Annotated in this window: 13 protein-coding genes; 12 read left to right on the top strand and 1 reads right to left on the bottom strand. The window is 44.8% G+C overall.

What is annotated here, in order from left to right; all coding sequences use genetic code 11:
* The first annotated feature begins 117 nt into the window (after positions 1–117).
* The 6 genes from PHH40_02105 (at position 118) to PHH40_02080 (ending at position 7,116) form a co-directional block, all read left to right on the top strand.
* A complete protein-coding gene (locus PHH40_02105; protein MDD2766542.1) occupies positions 118–1,626 on the top strand; it encodes a LysM domain-containing protein in 1,509 nt (502 codons plus the stop codon).
* A 330-nt stretch (positions 1,627–1,956) separates the two neighbouring features.
* The gene (locus PHH40_02100; protein MDD2766541.1) at positions 1,957–2,325 is read left to right on the top strand and encodes a hypothetical protein; all 369 of its coding nucleotides are present in this window, start codon (positions 1,957–1,959) and stop codon (positions 2,323–2,325) included.
* A gap of 232 nt (positions 2,326–2,557) precedes the next feature.
* Positions 2,558–3,454 carry a hypothetical protein gene (locus PHH40_02095; GenBank protein MDD2766540.1) on the top strand — a complete coding sequence of 299 codons (897 nt, stop codon included), beginning with the start codon at positions 2,558–2,560 and terminating at the stop codon, positions 3,452–3,454.
* 191 nt (positions 3,455–3,645) lie between these two features.
* Positions 3,646–5,121, top strand: coding sequence for an O-antigen ligase family protein (locus PHH40_02090; GenBank protein ID MDD2766539.1), 1,476 nt, complete (start codon positions 3,646–3,648; stop codon positions 5,119–5,121).
* A 6-nt stretch (positions 5,122–5,127) separates the two neighbouring features.
* A complete protein-coding gene (locus PHH40_02085; protein ID MDD2766538.1) occupies positions 5,128–6,318 on the top strand; it encodes a glycosyltransferase family 4 protein in 1,191 nt (396 codons plus the stop codon).
* Positions 6,319–6,717: 399 nt separating this feature from the next.
* Entirely contained in the window at positions 6,718–7,116 is a 399-nt protein-coding gene (locus PHH40_02080; GenBank protein ID MDD2766537.1) for a hypothetical protein, read from the top strand.
* 168 nt (positions 7,117–7,284) lie between these two features.
* Here the strand turns inward: PHH40_02080 and PHH40_02075 are convergent, their stop codons facing one another.
* The gene (locus PHH40_02075) at positions 7,285–9,396 is read right to left on the bottom strand and encodes an acetate--CoA ligase family protein (GenBank protein MDD2766536.1); all 2,112 of its coding nucleotides are present in this window, start codon (positions 9,394–9,396) and stop codon (positions 7,285–7,287) included.
* Positions 9,397–9,511: 115 nt separating this feature from the next.
* On the opposite strand from PHH40_02075, the gene PHH40_02070 reads away from it, so the two are divergent.
* From PHH40_02070 to ftsW, 6 genes are all read left to right on the top strand, one after another.
* Entirely contained in the window at positions 9,512–10,468 is a 957-nt protein-coding gene (locus PHH40_02070) for a right-handed parallel beta-helix repeat-containing protein (GenBank protein MDD2766535.1), read from the top strand.
* A 32-nt stretch (positions 10,469–10,500) separates the two neighbouring features.
* A complete protein-coding gene (locus PHH40_02065; GenBank protein MDD2766534.1) occupies positions 10,501–11,670 on the top strand; it encodes a glycosyltransferase family 4 protein in 1,170 nt (389 codons plus the stop codon).
* Entirely contained in the window at positions 11,648–12,778 is a 1,131-nt protein-coding gene (locus tag PHH40_02060) for a hypothetical protein (protein MDD2766533.1), read from the top strand. The genes PHH40_02065 and PHH40_02060 overlap by 23 nt, the downstream gene beginning before the upstream one ends.
* A gap of 2 nt (positions 12,779–12,780) precedes the next feature.
* Positions 12,781–14,151, top strand: coding sequence for a DUF4012 domain-containing protein (locus PHH40_02055; GenBank protein MDD2766532.1), 1,371 nt, complete (start codon positions 12,781–12,783; stop codon positions 14,149–14,151).
* 367 nt (positions 14,152–14,518) lie between these two features.
* On the top strand, positions 14,519–15,211 hold the full coding sequence (gene trmD / locus PHH40_02050; protein ID MDD2766531.1) for a tRNA (guanosine(37)-N1)-methyltransferase TrmD: 693 nt from the start codon (positions 14,519–14,521) through the stop codon (positions 15,209–15,211).
* Entirely contained in the window at positions 15,208–16,308 is a 1,101-nt protein-coding gene (gene ftsW, locus PHH40_02045; GenBank protein MDD2766530.1) for a putative lipid II flippase FtsW, read from the top strand. Before trmD ends, ftsW begins: the two co-directional genes overlap by 4 nt.
* Positions 16,309–16,340: the final 32 nt, after the last annotated feature.

The raw sequence follows: 16,340 nt of genomic DNA, 5'->3' as shown, positions 1-16,340 counted from the left end.
AGTCTATTTCGGATTATCAAGGTGGTTTTTTAACAACAGGAGGTGTGCCGTGAAGCAACTCAGGTCGGGTCGCCTTGCGGTGACCTATTTTTCAATCAACCAACAAAGGAGTGCATCATGATCATTAAAATGATCGCCACCTTCTTGGTGGTACTGTTTGCCTTCTTCGGAACGGCGAATGCGGAAGTGTATACGGTGAAAGCCGGTGATACATTGAGCAAGGTGGCTGGAAAAAATTGGAAAGCGGTCTGTCTGGCGAATAGCCTGCGAGACTGCTCCAAGATTTTTGTCGGACAACGCCTCGAGCTCAGCGTACCTGTGCGCAGTGTCAAAACTGTGAACAAGTCGCCAGCAGAGTTTCGCTGGACACATGTCGGCGGTGCTCCACTCACAAATTGTGGTGGCAAATCCGCAAACGTTCTAAACGAAGAGGCGTGGATGAGTCTGGGTCTCACAGAGAGTGAGAAACAGGACCTCCATGCGATGATCACTCGTCGTGAACATCGCAACACGTTCATCCAACCAGGGGAACGTTATGAGGCAGTGGCATTTTGCAAGAATGGCTCCGTGTCGTTCAAGCACAATGTCATCACTGCATGGGCTCCTGGCTCGGTGGTCGTACTGGCTCGGACGTATGTCCTCACTACAGGAAGGAAACTTCACTGGGTGAGGAACTGCAACAACTGGGTGCTCGATACTCCCGTAGTGTCGACTCCACCAGTGATCATGGTACCTCCCAAAGAAGTGCCTGTTGCAGAGCCGGAGATTATTGCTCCGTTTCATGTGACCCCTGCAGAAGTAGCAGGCAAGCCACGTTGTGAGGCTCAAGCCGGTGCCGGCGTCCATGCCAATCAGGTCTATCAAGGCCAGTGGCTCTACGGCGAAACCATTTGCTACATCTGGCAGAATGGTGAATGGCAAGCCGGTCCCGGGCTCTACGCTATGTATGGCAGTGGCGATTCACTCACCTCTGCTTACCACGGGCAGGAACTCGGTTACGGCGTTCAATTTGGTGCCCAGAAAAATTGGGTGAACGATCGGAACCGTCTCACGACATTCGATCTGAAACTCCGTTTGCTCCGTGACAAGTCTTGGGGTGAAAATCCTGAGTCAGGTTACAGCTTTACTCAGAATGGGTACAAGTTGGGTGCGTACGCGGGCTACACCGAACGGTTGAACAAAGAGGGCGACCTCGCTGGTATCGTAGGTGAATATTGGAAGTCCTTCGGTCAGAGCGTCAGCTCGACCTGGGCAGGACAACCCGTCCAAGACCGTGGCTCCGTCAGTCTGTCTGGCTTCTATGAAACGAAGCTCTCAGATGATGACAAGTGGCGTCAACGGTTGATCGGCGGTTGGGCGTTCACCAACTGGGACGAACAGCATTGGCTCAAGGCGACGTACGAAGTACGGTACGACAAGTGGCTGATGTTTGGTCCACAGCTGAGTGTACCTTTGGGCATCAGCCATCTGAATCAGCCACTCACTTCCGGAGACCTGACCACTGTCGGCGCGTTCGTACGTGTTGAGCTCGGTGGCAAGGTCCGCGAAGCTGATGCCAAGAGCAGGGATGGTCAACTTGACTTCATCTCTGCCATAATGGAAGCTTCCTCTAGTCCACCCGAATAAGGTGGTTTGGCAAAACTTTTGATTCTGATCCAAGGTGTATAAAAAGTGTATCCGTCAATGTGAAAACATACGAGATATCAGGCCTGGCGTGAAGAAAAAGTGTGCTTCGAAAATGACAACAAGGGACGTTTACACAATGTGTGACCGTCCCTTTTGCTTTATTTATTTTCATTTACTTGTTGTAGAGAAAAGAAGGCTGATACTAAGGCATTTTTTAGCTATTGACAAAACGTTTGTTTTGGTGTAATATGGAAAGTCCTCAAAAATTGTTTTGCGGGCCGTTGAGTGTCCACACTCAATGAATCAAAACGTGCAACCTAGGAGGTTACCATGCACAAAGTTCTTTCCCTCTCCCTCGCAACCGCCTTGGTTGCATTCGCTGGCCTGACTTCTGCCAAAACCTTCGCCGTTTCGGGGGGTACGATCACGGCCACGAAAGCGGGCGACGACGTGACCATCACGGTCGCGGGTATTCCAGCAAAAACCTTGGTCCATTTCCAGAACCAAGGAATACGGCCGATCGCCATGAAGGACGGCGTCGGCGTCTTGTCCAAGGTCTCCGAGAACGGTGGCCGGTTCCAGGTCAAGGACGCCAGTGGTCGTTGGTTACTGATTACCCCGGCTGGCAATCCCTACACATTGTCAGGTGTGGTGACCGAATGCACCAATAAAAACGGCTGCGCTCTCGAATCGCAGTAACCCCACAATGGGCGAGAAACATCGCCAAAAAAGAGCCCACATTTTCCAACTGGAATCTGTGGGCTCTTGACTTTTCTGTTGAAATAGAGTATAATATACAGTTATCAAAGGAGAGAAAAAACAGGATTTTGTGGTACGGCGGGCGGAACAGTGATGATTCATTCTTCTACCCGCGGTATCAGAAATGATCCCGAAAACAGAGAGTACCTTTCAATTTTACAGGAGTTATCACATGATGCGAATCATACTTTTCTTGTTGGCACTTCTGCTGACAGGCTGTGCGACGCTCGGTGGTAACACCATGGCAGTCGCGAATGAATTCGGAGCGAAAACGGAAGTCTCCCTCGACCCGATTAGTTTTATTGGGATTAGGGAAACAGAAGCTATCCGTTCTGGACGGTTCTCTGCTGTGCTCGGGAATTTCCCTGATGCACTGATGGCAGAAATGCACCCACTGCGGATGCGCTACAACGCAATTGCGTTTGGCGTGACGACTGGAAAAGAGTATCCGGCTCAGGCGCTCTACACCGGCTATGCCGAGTGTGCTCTCCGTTTGGTATTCATCGTCGAAGGAAATATTGACGAACCAGTGGTGGGAGCATTTGCCGACACGCGGATGACGAGACTCTGGAGCCTCTACGGTGATGAGATCACTCTCGAGAGACCAGAAAAACTCACTTCCGATAGCGCCTATCGGAGAGATATGGTGCGTGCTGGTGGTACCGACATCTCGCGACTGAAGAAAATCGCGACAGAGGGTAAGAGCGGACTCTCGTCAGTATTCGCGGGATGGAATACGGTGCGTACGAAAGCACTGCCGTATGACATCCGTACACCGCTTGCGGAGCAATTCGTCCGTGGTGTGGCTCGTGAAAACCCCGAGCTCAGTTTTTCTGAGAAATTGATCGGCAACGGTCACTTCGGGATAACACTCGACTGGTTCTCATCAGCGATGGGCGCAGCCTCTGACGTGCTCATGTCTGCCGGTGCTTCTGACAAAGGTTGGGACGAACAGTCTGAACTCAAGCGGGGGTACCAGGGTATGATTGCCCGTATCGTGAAAATGCAGTACGAAGGGGCGATCAAAAACGGGATGCTGTGTGGAAAAAAACAGACTGTCCCGTACTAAACGAAGTCGGCGGATTTTTCTGGAACAACAGAAGAATCCGCCACACTTTTTTCTCGGAGAGTAGCGTAGTGAATAGATACTAGTATTTCACCAGCGTGGAAGAATAATATTTGTATCAATACGAATGGTCAGTCTCTCTTCTCATTTTTTCTCTTCTAGAAGAATGGAAGAGAATACATTATACTTGCTCTATGGATTTTGCTCTTATCATCCGCACTATCAAAGAAAAAATAACTGATACGGATCGATCGGTGTTTTTGATTATTCTTTCGTTTTCTCTCATTGCTCTGACACGATGGGTATTCGGATTTGTACCAGGATTGATGCTTCTTGCGACCATACCACTGTTCTTTCTTTCGCTTCTCCGTCCTAAAGCAGGAGTGCTGTCACTTATTGTCCTCACTGTTCTCTTTGAACGTTTCTTCACACTCGAATCATTTCAATTCGGTACATCGATGATCAAGCTGTACCCTCTCGATATTGTTCTGTTCGGAGTTTACGTGGGAGTGTTGGCGAAAATGATATATGGCAAGGCTCGATTTTTTCTCGACAGAGTGTCAGTATTTCTCATTCTTTTCTTCGTTTTGGCATCGATATATTTTATTGAGAGCGTCATTGGTTTTAATACAGAGGATATTTCAGTAGCATTCAGTACATGGAAAAACTATGTGTTTTATGGAGTGCTTTTCTTCGTTTTACCACTGATACTAGAGAATGAATCTGATATCAAACAAGTGGTGAAATATTTCTTGTTCGCAGTGGTGCTTGGTATTATATTCATCATCATCGGTGTGATACGAGGGGAAGGGTTGTGGACGGAATTCACACCGCTCTCGACAGAAGGTGTTCGTCTTCTCTCTTTTCCTCATGCCTTTTATTTTTCTCTCGCAGTACTCGGAATGATTGTCACAGGGACATTCTGGGAACAGTATCGGTATCGTGCGGTCCTATGGATAGCACTCGCTTTGTGGATATTTGGTATCGTAGGGTCACTCATGCGTCATATGTGGATCGGCATGTTTGTATCGCTCATCTTTTCGTATGTGTTTTTGTTTGATAGAACACTTCGAATACGAACGAAGAGAATGTTTCTTGTTGTGTTTATTTCTTCATCAGTCTTATTGTTCTCTGCATTCTTCCTGACACTTATCGTACCGACAAGTACGATCGGTCACCGGGTACAGTCTATTGTAGAGACCGTATCTCTGCGTCTCACGTCTATCGGGAGCACAGCGGATACTAGTATCTCATGGCGTGGATCTACTTGGAGCAGTGCTTTTTCTGCTTTGTCAGAGAACCCGCTCTTTGGTACTGGATTTGGCGTGCGGATACCTGTCGAATCAGGGGAGTATCGAGATTTCGTCGAGATACGAAATATTCACAATTCATGGTTGGCACTTCTTGTTCAGATGGGAGTACTCGGATATGTTGTGCTTAGTATATTTTTATTTGATTTGATTTCTCGTATATGGCGGATATCTTTTTTATCCCCATTTCTCGAAGCGCTTCGTATGGCTTTGCTCACCCTTGTCTGTTATCAGGGTGTTGTATTCCTCGCTCAACCGTATTTGGAAACCAATCTCACGAGCATTTTCTTTTGGTTGACGCTTGGTCTCATACAAACATTGCTTACTCTCGTGAAAAAGAACAAGGCTGTTTCATTATAGAATTCTATGAAAATTCTCGAAGTCAATAAATATGCGTATATGCGTCGTGGTGCGGAACGGCATTTTCTCGATGTCAGAGATCTTCTGCGAAGAAATGGGCACGAAGTTATGACGCTCGCTCTCGATTACAAACAAGAGAGCGATCCCGAAAGCGCACCGTATCAAGTGAACTATGTCGGATACAACACATATGATTCGACATTACTTCAGAGAGTGATCGGAATAGGGAGGCTCTTCTGGTCTTTCGAAGCGCGAAGCAAAATGAAGCGACTGCTCGATGATTTCAAACCTGATGTGGTGCATCTCCACAATATCTATCATCAGTTATCGCCTTCAATACTCGGACCGATCAAATCGCTCGGAATACCGATGATCATGACCATACACGACTACAATCTCGTCTCTCCGGATAAAGACGCATACTATCCTCAAGTAGGGAAACACTATTACAAATTTCTTTTTATGAAGAAGTATAGTTTTGGGAAAAGATTCCTTCTTGTCCTCAAAAAATATTGGGAAGATAGTATGGGTTTCTATGAAAAAAATATCGATGCCTATATCGTACCGAGTCAGTATGTGAAAAATATTTTGGTGGAGGCGGGTATGTCGATCGAGAAGATCACTATCATACCGCATTTCGTAATGAAACAAGAAGTGAAAGAGATACAGAGAATATCTCTCGCTAAAATACCTAGAGAATACGCACTTTATGGAGGCAGTCTCTCCAAGGAAAAAGGAGTCGACATACTTGTTGATATCTGTGAGCGGGTACGTATTCCGTTTGTGCTCGCGGGTACGTGTGAGAATGGTTTTGCCATACGTTCGAGTGAGATGGTGACGTATCTCGGTAAGCAAACACGGGAGCAAATGGCGGTGCTGATGCATAGCGCTTCGTGTGTCGTCAGCGCTTCATCTCTTCCAGAAACCTTTGGCCTGCTTGCTCTCGAAGCAGGAAGTTTTGGTAAACCATTCTTCGGACTTCGGGCTGGAGCACTGAGTGAAATCATTGTGAATGGAGTAAATGGTTTTCTTGCATCTGATACGAACGCACTTGCGAGAGCGCTTGGTGATTTCTTTGCCAGGAAACAGATGTTTGATGGTCCTGCAATACAGAAGCAAATAGAAGAGCGATTTGGAGAAAAATCCTATCTGAAGCATTTTGAAGCACTTCTTCATTCGTTGAAAAAAGAGAAATAAATTTCTTTCATTTCATTCTCAAATGCAACTTCTTTCAATACCCAAAAGTAATTTTTTGTCTCTGCTCCAGCCTCACCGACTTTCTTTGCTTGCGAAAAATATTCCCTCACTCTACGGCATCCATAGGAAATTTTTCGATCAAAGAAAGCCGTCTCAAACAAGTGGAGCAACCAACAAAAAATTCTTTTGGGTATTGGATAGAAACATTTCCTATATTTAGATGTTGTGTTTCAGAATTGGATTGAAGTGAGTGCCCTTTACAAGATGGGTAAAAAGTGCTATAATAGTAATTCGTGTTTAGGATGGTTTTTTAACAACAAAAGGAGTGAAAAGTATGGGTCGAGCATTGGCATTTTTGTTTTTTTTCTCGCGTTCTTCAACAAAAAATGGAGGTCAGAAATGATCAAATATTTTCTTTTTTTTCTTTCTTTTTTTATCGGACCGGTGTGGGCGCAGGGGATCGAAGATGGAGTGGCCGTCACGTTCTTCCCTGTCTCGATAAAGGCAGAGAAGCTCGTGGCGGTTGAGCTTCTCACCTCGGCGCAGTATGCCGATCGGTACCGCACGCTCGAGCAGAGTGTGATGGCAAACGACTGGCGTCCGGTGATTTCTTTCGAAGGGTCGCCGTACAACCCGGGGAAGTGTACCGTGAAAGTGCTTCCCCTAGGTTTCGACATCTGGTGCTGGCTCTCACCCTCGGAGAAGAATCCGAGGGTGAGAGAATCGCGAGGAGTCGTGAAAACGATTCCAGACGTGCTCAATTTCATCAGTACCTTCTCCAAGAAACGGGAGGCGTGATGAATCTGAAGCCTGAAGACAAATTCACTGTGGGCATCGTGATTGCCGTGCTTTTGGTGCTGGCGCTGATCGGAATGCCGATGCTCCGTCATATGTGATGGAGTACGAGATATAAAAGGCAGAGAAGAAATCTTTCTTCCCTGCCTTTTTCATTTTCTCGAGGAAATATCAGAGCGTTTTTTCGAGACGGATACGCGCATCGAGAACACGGAAATTTTCTTTTTGAGGAAAGGAAAGGAGAGGGTTGATATCGAGCTCAGCGACTTCCGGGAAATCTATTGCAAACTGTGTCAGACGCATCAAGACTTCTCTCAGATAGGACATATCGATACCCGATTCACCTCGTACTCCGGAGAGAATGGCAAAACTTTTTATTTCTCGGATCATTTCATCGATATCAGTTTCATTGGTTGGAACAAAACGCATCGTGACATCTTTGAGTGTTTCGACATAGATACCACCGAGACCGAAAACAAGGAGGGTACCGAGTCCGGGTTCTTTCTTGAGTCCGAGGAGGAGTTCTTTACCACCCGATTCTGCCATTTCGACGACGAGTGCACCAGTGATATGTGCGTCAGGAACATTTTTCTTGACCGTGACCATCAGCCGATCGTAGGCCTCTCCGACGTCGCTTGAATCGATACCAAGTATTACTCCGCCCGCATCGGATTTGTGAATGATGTCTGGCGAGACGATTTTGAGAGCGACTTTTTTGCCGATTTTCTGTCCTGCAGAAATAGCCTCTTCTCTCGTTTGTACTTCATAGGTAGCAAAGAAGGGGAATCCATAAGCACTGAGGATTTCGCTCGTTTCTTTTTCAGTCGGCGTCGCGCGACCATTTTTTTGTACATCATCGAGTATTTTTCGAGCCTTTTCCTTGTCGATATTACTGAGAGTTATCTCTGGAACAATGAGCTGTTTACGCCACTTGGTAACCTGAGCGAGTGATCCGAGTGCTCGCATACCGGATTCTGGATAGGTGAGGACGGCCACACCATGAGATTTCAGGAGGTCGCTCCCAGCACGGAATGATTCTTGACCAGCAAACACAGCAACAATTGGTTTGTTGTAGTGCTTTTTTATAGCAATGAGTGCTTCGGCAGTCTTCACATCTTCCGTCATGGTCTGTGGGGTGACGATGACAAGTATCATATCGACGGATTCATCTCTGACTACTACTTCGAGTGCGTGTTCATAACGTTCTGCGAGTGCATCACCGAGTACATCAACTGGATTGTTCACGCTGGCAGACGGAGGGAGGACATCACGTAGCCGTGACTTGGTCACATTACTGAGGGGCGCAATACGGAGACCGCTCTCGATGGCAGCATCCGTAGCGAGAACACCGAGTCCTCCAGCATTCGTAATAATAGCGACGCGGTTGTCTTCTGGAAGGGTGTTGTGAGAAAAAACTGTGAGGAGATCGATCAGATTTTCGAGACTCTCCGCACGGATGATGCGAGATTGTTTGAAGAGTGCGATGTAAGCTGCATCGCTCCCGGCGAGAGCACCCGTATGAGAGCTTGATGCCTGCGTGCCGGCAGTGGTCGTTCCTGATTTAAGAGCGATGATTGGTTTGGCATCGGATCTCGCGAGTATAGCACGACCCGTTTCTATCATTTTGTTGGCATCAGTGACGCCTTCGGTATAACAACTGATGACAGAAACATTTTTATCGGCAGAGAAAAATTGAAGAAGGGTGTTCTCATCGATGATAGCTTTGTTACCGATGCTCACAAAATGTGAGAAGCCAAGTGACGTCGTGGTGAGATCGAGGAGGGCTGTACAAAGAGCACCGCTCTGAGAGAAGAAAGCGATGTGTCCATCACTCGGAAGAATTTTTGCAAAAGAAGCATTGAGCCCGAGAGAAGGGCGGAGAAATCCGAGACAATTCGGTCCGAGAAGAGCGATATTATTTTCTCGTGCAATAGTTGTTATTTCCATTTCGAGCTTCTCTCCGGCTTCACCTGTTTCTTTGAACCCGGCAGAGATGATGATCGCGGAGGCTATGCCTTTGGCAGCGACTTCGCGAAGAACGACAGGGACGATATGTGCTGGAACAATAATGATAGCGAGTTCGATGTCGTAGGGAATAAGAGAAATGTTTGCATAACAAGGGAGATTGAAGAGTGTATCCGTTTTTGGATTGACCGGATAGACCTTCCCAGTGTATCCGTTTTGGAGAAGGTTTTCGGTGAGGGTGTAGCCGACCGTGCCAACCTGTGTGGATGCTCCGATGACTGCGATAGATTTTGGAGAAAAAAGTGTTTCAAATTGCATAGTTTTTTGTTTTATATAAAGCCGAATGCTTTCTAGTATAGCTGAAAAATCTACCCTTGACAAAATGGTCAAAATTTGCTAATATGTTATGTTTAAGAACTATCACTCTATTTCTATGTTCAATCGCAATTTTTGGCTTTCGAAAGAGGTTTTTATTGGTTTGATACTCGCGCTCATCGTCATCATTCCAGTGGTTGTTTTTGGTGGTTCAAAAATAGTTTTTGTTGATAAAGATGCGAGTGGCTCTGAAGAAGGTACAGCCACTCATCCGTATCACAGTATCTCTCAGGCACTTGATCATGTGAAAAAAGGCACAGAAGTACGAGTCAAAAATGGTGAGTACAAAGAAAATATCACCATTCCGAAAGACGTGAAAGTTGTCGGCGACAGCAATAAGCGAGAAAAAGTCGTGATCAAAGCGAAGAATGAAGATCGTCCGGCCGTGACCATGAAAGATCAATCTAAATTGAGTTATGTGACTGTCAAAGGTGGACGACACGGTGTACGTATCGTGACGGACGCGAAAGCTCATCTCTATAACGTCGTTGTCAAAAACAGTAATCGTGATGGTATCCATATCGATTCTGCAAAAACTGACAAGCAACATCGTGTCCTTCTTGATACCGTGGAAATCACTCAAAACGATCGTGCGGGTATTTTCGCAGAGAAACGCTTCATCGTGCTTACGAATAGTTACGTTACTTCGAATAAAAGTGACGGTGTTGACTTTGCGATGGGAACCGAAGCTTGGCTCGAGAAAAATAGTTTCAGCGGAAACAAAGGCAGTGGTCTGAAACTCGTATTGGATGAATCTGAAATCTGGAGTAAGAAAAATAACATCCGAAACAATGGCCGTGAAGGAGTAGAGGTAAATGCTTATGGAGCAGCTGGTACTATCGGTTTCAAGAAAGCGACTCTTTTCAACAATGGTCACTATGGTATCGCTCGCATCGCCCGTACACCAGCTGGTGTCAATACTTTTGGAGGACTGCAATACGGAACAGGAGTGAATGTGGATCATATTGAAGGGAATATTCTCGGTTCTTTTTCCCCAATCGTCCGTGGTTTTTAGGAACAATTTTTGGTAGATCAAAAAATTTGAGTATGAGAATAGCTTTTATCGGTCAAAAAGGAATACCAAGTCTCTCGGGCGGTGTTGAAAAACACGTCGAGAAATTAGTGGTGCAACTGGCACTCCTTGGTCACGAAGTCGTGGTCTATACCAGACCGTCCTATACCGATAAAACACTGAAGATGTACAAAGGAGTGAAACTCATCTCGCTTCCGAGCATCAAGACGAAACATCTCGATGCGATTACGCACACATTTATTGCGACTGTGCATGCCTTGTTTCAGAATTATGATGTCGTGCACTATCATTCTATCGGGCCGAGTATTCTTTCTTTTATCCCGAAACTTCTTCGTCCTGATATGTCAGTGATAGCGACGTTTCATAGTCGTGATTATTTTCATCAAAAATGGAATGTATTTGCGCGAGCCTTTTTGCATTTTTCAGAAAAAATGATTTGTACGATTCCTGATAAAACGATTGTCATCAGTGAAACACTGCAGAAATATGTCGAAGCAACGTATAAGCGTACGTTCGTTTGTGTGCCAAATGGTGCAGATGTGTCATATGAATCAGAGACGGAAATGTTGAACAAATGGAATATTCGTCCGAACCGATATATATTGTCAGTCAGTCGATTGATAGCGCACAAAGGTATTCACTATCTCATCAAAGCGTTCAATGAATTGGAAGATACAAATAAACTCCCAAATAATTTCAAGCTTGTGATTGTTGGTGCACCTGCACATACGGAAGAATACGAGACGTTTCTCAAGGTAATAGCGCATAATCGTCGTAATGTTATCTTTACTGGAGAACAGACAGGCAAAGCGCTCGATGAGTTGTTTTCACATGCGTATCTTTTTGTGCAGCCATCTGAAGATGAAGGACTGTCTATCGCACTCCTCGAAGCAATGGGACACGGACTCATGCCAATCGTCAGTGATATCCCTGCGAATCGTGAGGCAGTAGCCAATACGGGTGTTTTGTTTCCGAATAAAGATGTGGAGAGTTTGAAAAAAGAATTGGCGTATTTCATCAACCGACCTGATGAAGTCAGAGCTCTAGGCAAGATAGCCAAAGAGCGTATTTTGGACAATTATAGTTGGGAAGCGATAGCGCGTAAAACACTCGAAGTGTATGAGGATGCTCTGCACGGATATCATAATGCGAAAGAACACTATGCCTCATACCGTACCAAATAAATGGCACCACTCATCATTTTGGAGAGCTTTTGCCGTCACACTTTTTTTTGTGACGTTTGCTTCGGGTCTTTTTTGGTTGGATTTCTTTCGTAGTTACAATGCGGAAGTGACCATTGTAGTCATTGCTCAGTCTACAGTGGAGCAACCATCAGAGATAGCTCAAACGATGCGAGGACTTTCGCAGACACTTTCTTTCTATAATCGTCTCCTTGCCGATAATGATTTGATCGATGATGATTTCGTCGGGTATGCACCAGATGCACGTAAGGAGAAATGGCAACAGCTCGTTTCTCTTACTTTGCAAGATGGAGGTGGAATGCTCATTATTCGTGCGCAGGGTGATACGCCAGAAAAATCAAAACGTCTCGCTTCGCAAACAGCACAAACACTGTTTTCTGTCGCCGGTCTCTACTATGATGTGAAAACAGGTGTTGACATGCGTGTCGTCGATGGACCGATTGTTTCGTATTCTATGGATACACCATGGTCATTCATCGGTATTAGTCTTCTGACCAGTATATCCTTGACCACATGCTTCTTTTTTCTTCTGCGAATCCTTCCTGAATGGATGGGGATGAGGACGAAAGGACGAGAAACAATTCCTTCGCTCGAAACTTCATCTGAAAATGAATATCTTGCAAGACGTGCGTATCCAGAGTTTGATACGGACACTATGGATGTTTTTATTGATCCGAAAAAATTCATTCCAGAAAAACCGCATACACTTTCGTTTGAAGAACAACAATGGAAACAGGAACTTTCAGAAAACCTCGTTCAAGAGAAATCAAAAGACGAAGAGTGGCAAGAAAAAAGCCTTCAAGCCGAAGGGGGATCTCTCGATGAGAGAAATCTTCCAGTTGCCGATGAAGATGCTTTGCCATTTACCTTTGAAACAGTATCAGAAGAAGATGTTGTTCATACAGAAATGACAGTGCCGTCTGAGGCAGTGCCATTTGAAACTCTAAAGTCCGATACAAATCATGAGAAACAAACGCAAGAAGAACGAATAGCCCCGACCATTTCCCTTGAACCAACAGAACCAAGCGAACCAACACAAGAAGAATATCGTCGTCGTTTGAATGCGTTACTCGCTCATATAGAGAAATAACTATGAAAAAATATTCGACTCAATTCTGGGTATCATTCGTTATCGTGTCGGTCATTTCTTTGACAGGCTGGTTTATTTTTTGGGAAGTGAAGAATCAGGGATTCGGTAGTCTCAAACGCATGCTCGGACTTGTACCAATTTCACAAGAAACAAGAGCTGATCTCGAGACCGTCATCTCGCTCGCTGATGCCGTCCTCTCTACCCAAGGACAAGAAAAAGTTTTCCTTATTCTTTTTCAGAATAATCTCGAACTTCGACCAGGAGGTGGGTTCATCGGTTCATTTGGCATACTGAAGATAAAAGACGGTACAGTAACTGATCTCGCTATTCATGATACCGGTAATTTCGATGGGCGTATCCCGAGTACAGTACTTCCTCCGTATCCGATGAAAGAAACTCTCGGAATCAATTCTTGGAAATTCCGTGACTCAAACTATTCTCCAGATTTTCCTCTCAATGCGAAACAAGCAGAATTGTTTTATCAGATGGGACAAGGACAAGAACAATTTGACGGAGTGGTTGCTATTACGACCAATGTTCTCTCGTCATTCCTCCGCGTGACTGGACCAGTAACACTCGAGGGGTTTCCAGGGACGTATGGTGCTGACAATGCAGTCTTGGACCTCGAATATCAAGTGGAACAAGGGTATTTGAGACAGGATATTGCTTTCGGTGATCGTAAGTCGGTGATGAGTATTCTCGGTTTTGAAATTCTCAAACAAGTGAAAGAGCTCTCATTTTCAAAGAAATACGAATTGTTTCAAGTGATACTTGATGACCTTCGAAGCAAAGATATCCAACTTGCATTTAAGGATGAATTGTTACAAGAAGAAATTGCTTTCTCTGGATGGGACGGGAAAGTAGATGAGAAGTGGAGGAATGATTATCTTCTTTTGGTGGATGCGAATTTGAACTCTTTTAAGAGTGATTATTATATGAAGCGTTCGTATGCATACACAATCGATCTTTCCTCTGAAATACCTCAGGCATCACTTGCTGTCACCTATAAAAACACGGCAAAAATAAAAGATTGGTTTGCGAAGGATTATCAAACATTCCTCCGTGTGTACATTCCACAGGGGAGTTATATAAAGACAGTACAGGGGGCATCGAAAGCACCGGTGTATGGAGAAGACTTCAACAAAAAATATGTGGGTGTCATCGTGCATATCCCGATCCTTTCAGAGAAGACAGTAACGTTCGAGTATACACTGCCATCAGATTTCAATCGTGAATGGTATGATCTCAAAATACAAAAACAATCAGGACTGAGCGATGTGCCAATATCTGTAACGGTGATCAAGAAAGATGGATCGAAAGAAGAGAAAAATATGATACTCAACCAAGATCAAGTGTTGAGTGAAAGTGAATAGAGAAAACGTTGTTCCTGCATGTGCACCGTTGTAAAAATGCCCGATTCGGGCATTTTTGCTTTCAAACAAGACTTTTTGTGGTACAATAAAGTAAAAGTGTTTGTTGTTTCTGAAAATTATCTTTTCTCTCCCTTCTTTCTCCGTCGAACTTTTCCGACTCAGTTGTCGATAAACGTCACTGTCCTGTCGAGACCCTGTCTGCCGACAGGCAGGCATCCGCCCGCCTCGACGAGCGAGAGCGAGGCCGGGTCACGCTCCGTTTCTAACGACACTTTCATCGCAAAAGTTACCGACAGAGAAATAGGAGCAAGAAAAAATAATTTTCAGGAACAACCCTCTTTTATTATAACTTGTGTTTTTTAGTAAAATGCATTTCGATATTCTCTCACTTTTTCCCGAAAGCTTCACATCGTATTTTGGTGTGTCTATTTTGAAACGGGCGCAGGAAGATGGTCTCATCACTATCCATACGCATAATATACGTGACTATACTCATGATAAGCATAAGACAGTTGATGATACACCGTATGGTGGTGGAGCGGGGATGCTTCTGAAGGTAGAACCGATCGCAGAAGCTATTGAGACCATTGTCAATCAACAACAAACAGATAACAGTCAACAGAAAACAAGGACAATACTTTTTTCTGCCAAGGGGAAAACCTTTACACAAGCTGATGCCAAACGTCTTACAGGGTATAATCGACTCATTCTGATTTGTGGACGATATGAGGGAGTGGATGAACGAGTGGTGGAAAATTTTATTGATGAAGAATTCTCTATTGGGAACTATGTGCTGACCGGGGGAGAAATACCTGCTATGGTAGTCGTGGATGCTGTTTCTCGACTCTTACCTGGAGTACTGGGTAATGAAGAAAGTTCAAAAACAGAATCTCATTCGATAGAGGGTGTCGTAGAATATCCTCAGTATACGAAGCCAGAAATTTTTCGTGAACACAGGGTGCCGGAGGTACTTCTTTCAGGGAATCATGGAGCAATAGAAAAATGGAGAGCAGAACAATCACACAAGATGAGTGAGAAAAAAAATACACAAACGATATGAAGTCTCTCGATCGATCACTCTTAATTGCTGTCCTCATTCTTCTCGGTATTGGACTGCTCATGATCGCGAGTGCAGGTGTGCTCTATGGCAGGACGCGTTTTGGGGATGCCTACTATTTTTTTAAAGAGCAATTATTCGGACTGGGTATCGGACTTATTCTTTTGTATATTTTCTCGCGTATCGATTATCGAGTGTGGAGACGATTTGTTGTTCCTATATTTGTTGTGGCACTCGGACTGCTTATATTGGTTTTTATTCCAGGATTTGGTACCTCGGTGTATGGAGCAACGCGTTGGGTGGAGATCGGACCCATATCTTTTCAGCCTTCAGAAGTGATGAAACTTTCTATCATTCTCTATCTCGCGGCTTGGCTCTCACAAAGGACACAAAAAAAGACGGCAGATCTTTTTGAAGGTTTCGTACCTTTTCTTGCTATTCTTTCCCTTGTCGGATTCCTTATTATCAAACAACCAGATACGGGAACACTCGGACTTATCTTTCTTATCGCCCTTTCGATTTTTTTTGCATCAGGAGCGAATATGAAACATATTGTTTCCCTTTTCTTACTCGGTCTGTTCTCTCTTTTTGTTCTCATTCGTATTGCCCCTTATCGGATGGAGCGCTTCTTGGTTTTTCTCAATCCAGAATATGATTCGCAAGGAGCCGGCTATCAAATGATGCAGGCACTTCTTGCCCTTGGGTCCGGTGGATTTTTTGGGGCAGGGTTGGGTCAGAGTCGTCAGAAATTCAACTACCTTCCTGAACCAGTAACAGACTCTATTTTTGCTGTGCTTGGAGAAGAATTTGGTTTTCTCGGAACAACGATAGTGATCTCTCTCTTTCTTTTTATCGCTTGGAGAGGGATACGTATTGCCCTTTCTGCACCAGATGAGTTTGGAAAGCTGCTCGCTGTCGGTATCGTTTCTTGGGTTGTGTTGCAGGCTTTCATCAACATGTCAGCGATTAGCGGACTCATACCTCTGACGGGTATTTCTCTTCCATTTATCAGCTATGGGGGAACATCACTTGTGGTACTTCTTGCATCAATAGGAATCTTGCTTAATATATCCAAACATTCTACACTAAGTACAAGATGATGTGGGAGAAGTGACCCATCTTGTGATAGAAA

The sequence above is a fragment of the Candidatus Moraniibacteriota bacterium genome (genome assembly GCA_028688415.1).
Lineage (GTDB): Bacteria > Patescibacteriota > Minisyncoccia > Moranbacterales > UBA1568 > UBA1568.
The sequence above is the reverse complement of the archived record's forward strand: the minus strand, read 5'-3'. Positions and strand labels throughout refer to the sequence as shown.

Excerpts from the sequence above, each read along its gene's own strand:
- PHH40_02105 (MDD2766542.1), top strand. The coding sequence starts at position 118 with ATGATCATTAAAATGATCGCCACCTTCTTGGTGGTACTGTTTGCCTTC.
- PHH40_02100 (MDD2766541.1), top strand. The coding sequence starts at position 1,957 with ATGCACAAAGTTCTTTCCCTCTCCCTCGCAACCGCCTTGGTTGCATTC.
- PHH40_02095 (MDD2766540.1), top strand. The coding sequence starts at position 2,558 with ATGATGCGAATCATACTTTTCTTGTTGGCACTTCTGCTGACAGGCTGT.
- PHH40_02090 (MDD2766539.1), top strand. The coding sequence starts at position 3,646 with ATGGATTTTGCTCTTATCATCCGCACTATCAAAGAAAAAATAACTGAT.
- PHH40_02085 (MDD2766538.1), top strand. The coding sequence starts at position 5,128 with ATGAAAATTCTCGAAGTCAATAAATATGCGTATATGCGTCGTGGTGCG.
- PHH40_02080 (MDD2766537.1), top strand. The coding sequence starts at position 6,718 with ATGATCAAATATTTTCTTTTTTTTCTTTCTTTTTTTATCGGACCGGTG.
- PHH40_02075 (MDD2766536.1), bottom strand. The coding sequence starts at position 9,396 with ATGCAATTTGAAACACTTTTTTCTCCAAAATCTATCGCAGTCATCGGA.
- PHH40_02070 (MDD2766535.1), top strand. The coding sequence starts at position 9,512 with ATGTTCAATCGCAATTTTTGGCTTTCGAAAGAGGTTTTTATTGGTTTG.
- PHH40_02065 (MDD2766534.1), top strand. The coding sequence starts at position 10,501 with ATGAGAATAGCTTTTATCGGTCAAAAAGGAATACCAAGTCTCTCGGGC.
- PHH40_02060 (MDD2766533.1), top strand. The coding sequence starts at position 11,648 with ATGCCTCATACCGTACCAAATAAATGGCACCACTCATCATTTTGGAGA.
- PHH40_02055 (MDD2766532.1), top strand. The coding sequence starts at position 12,781 with ATGAAAAAATATTCGACTCAATTCTGGGTATCATTCGTTATCGTGTCG.
- trmD (MDD2766531.1), top strand. The coding sequence starts at position 14,519 with ATGCATTTCGATATTCTCTCACTTTTTCCCGAAAGCTTCACATCGTAT.
- ftsW (MDD2766530.1), top strand. The coding sequence starts at position 15,208 with ATGAAGTCTCTCGATCGATCACTCTTAATTGCTGTCCTCATTCTTCTC.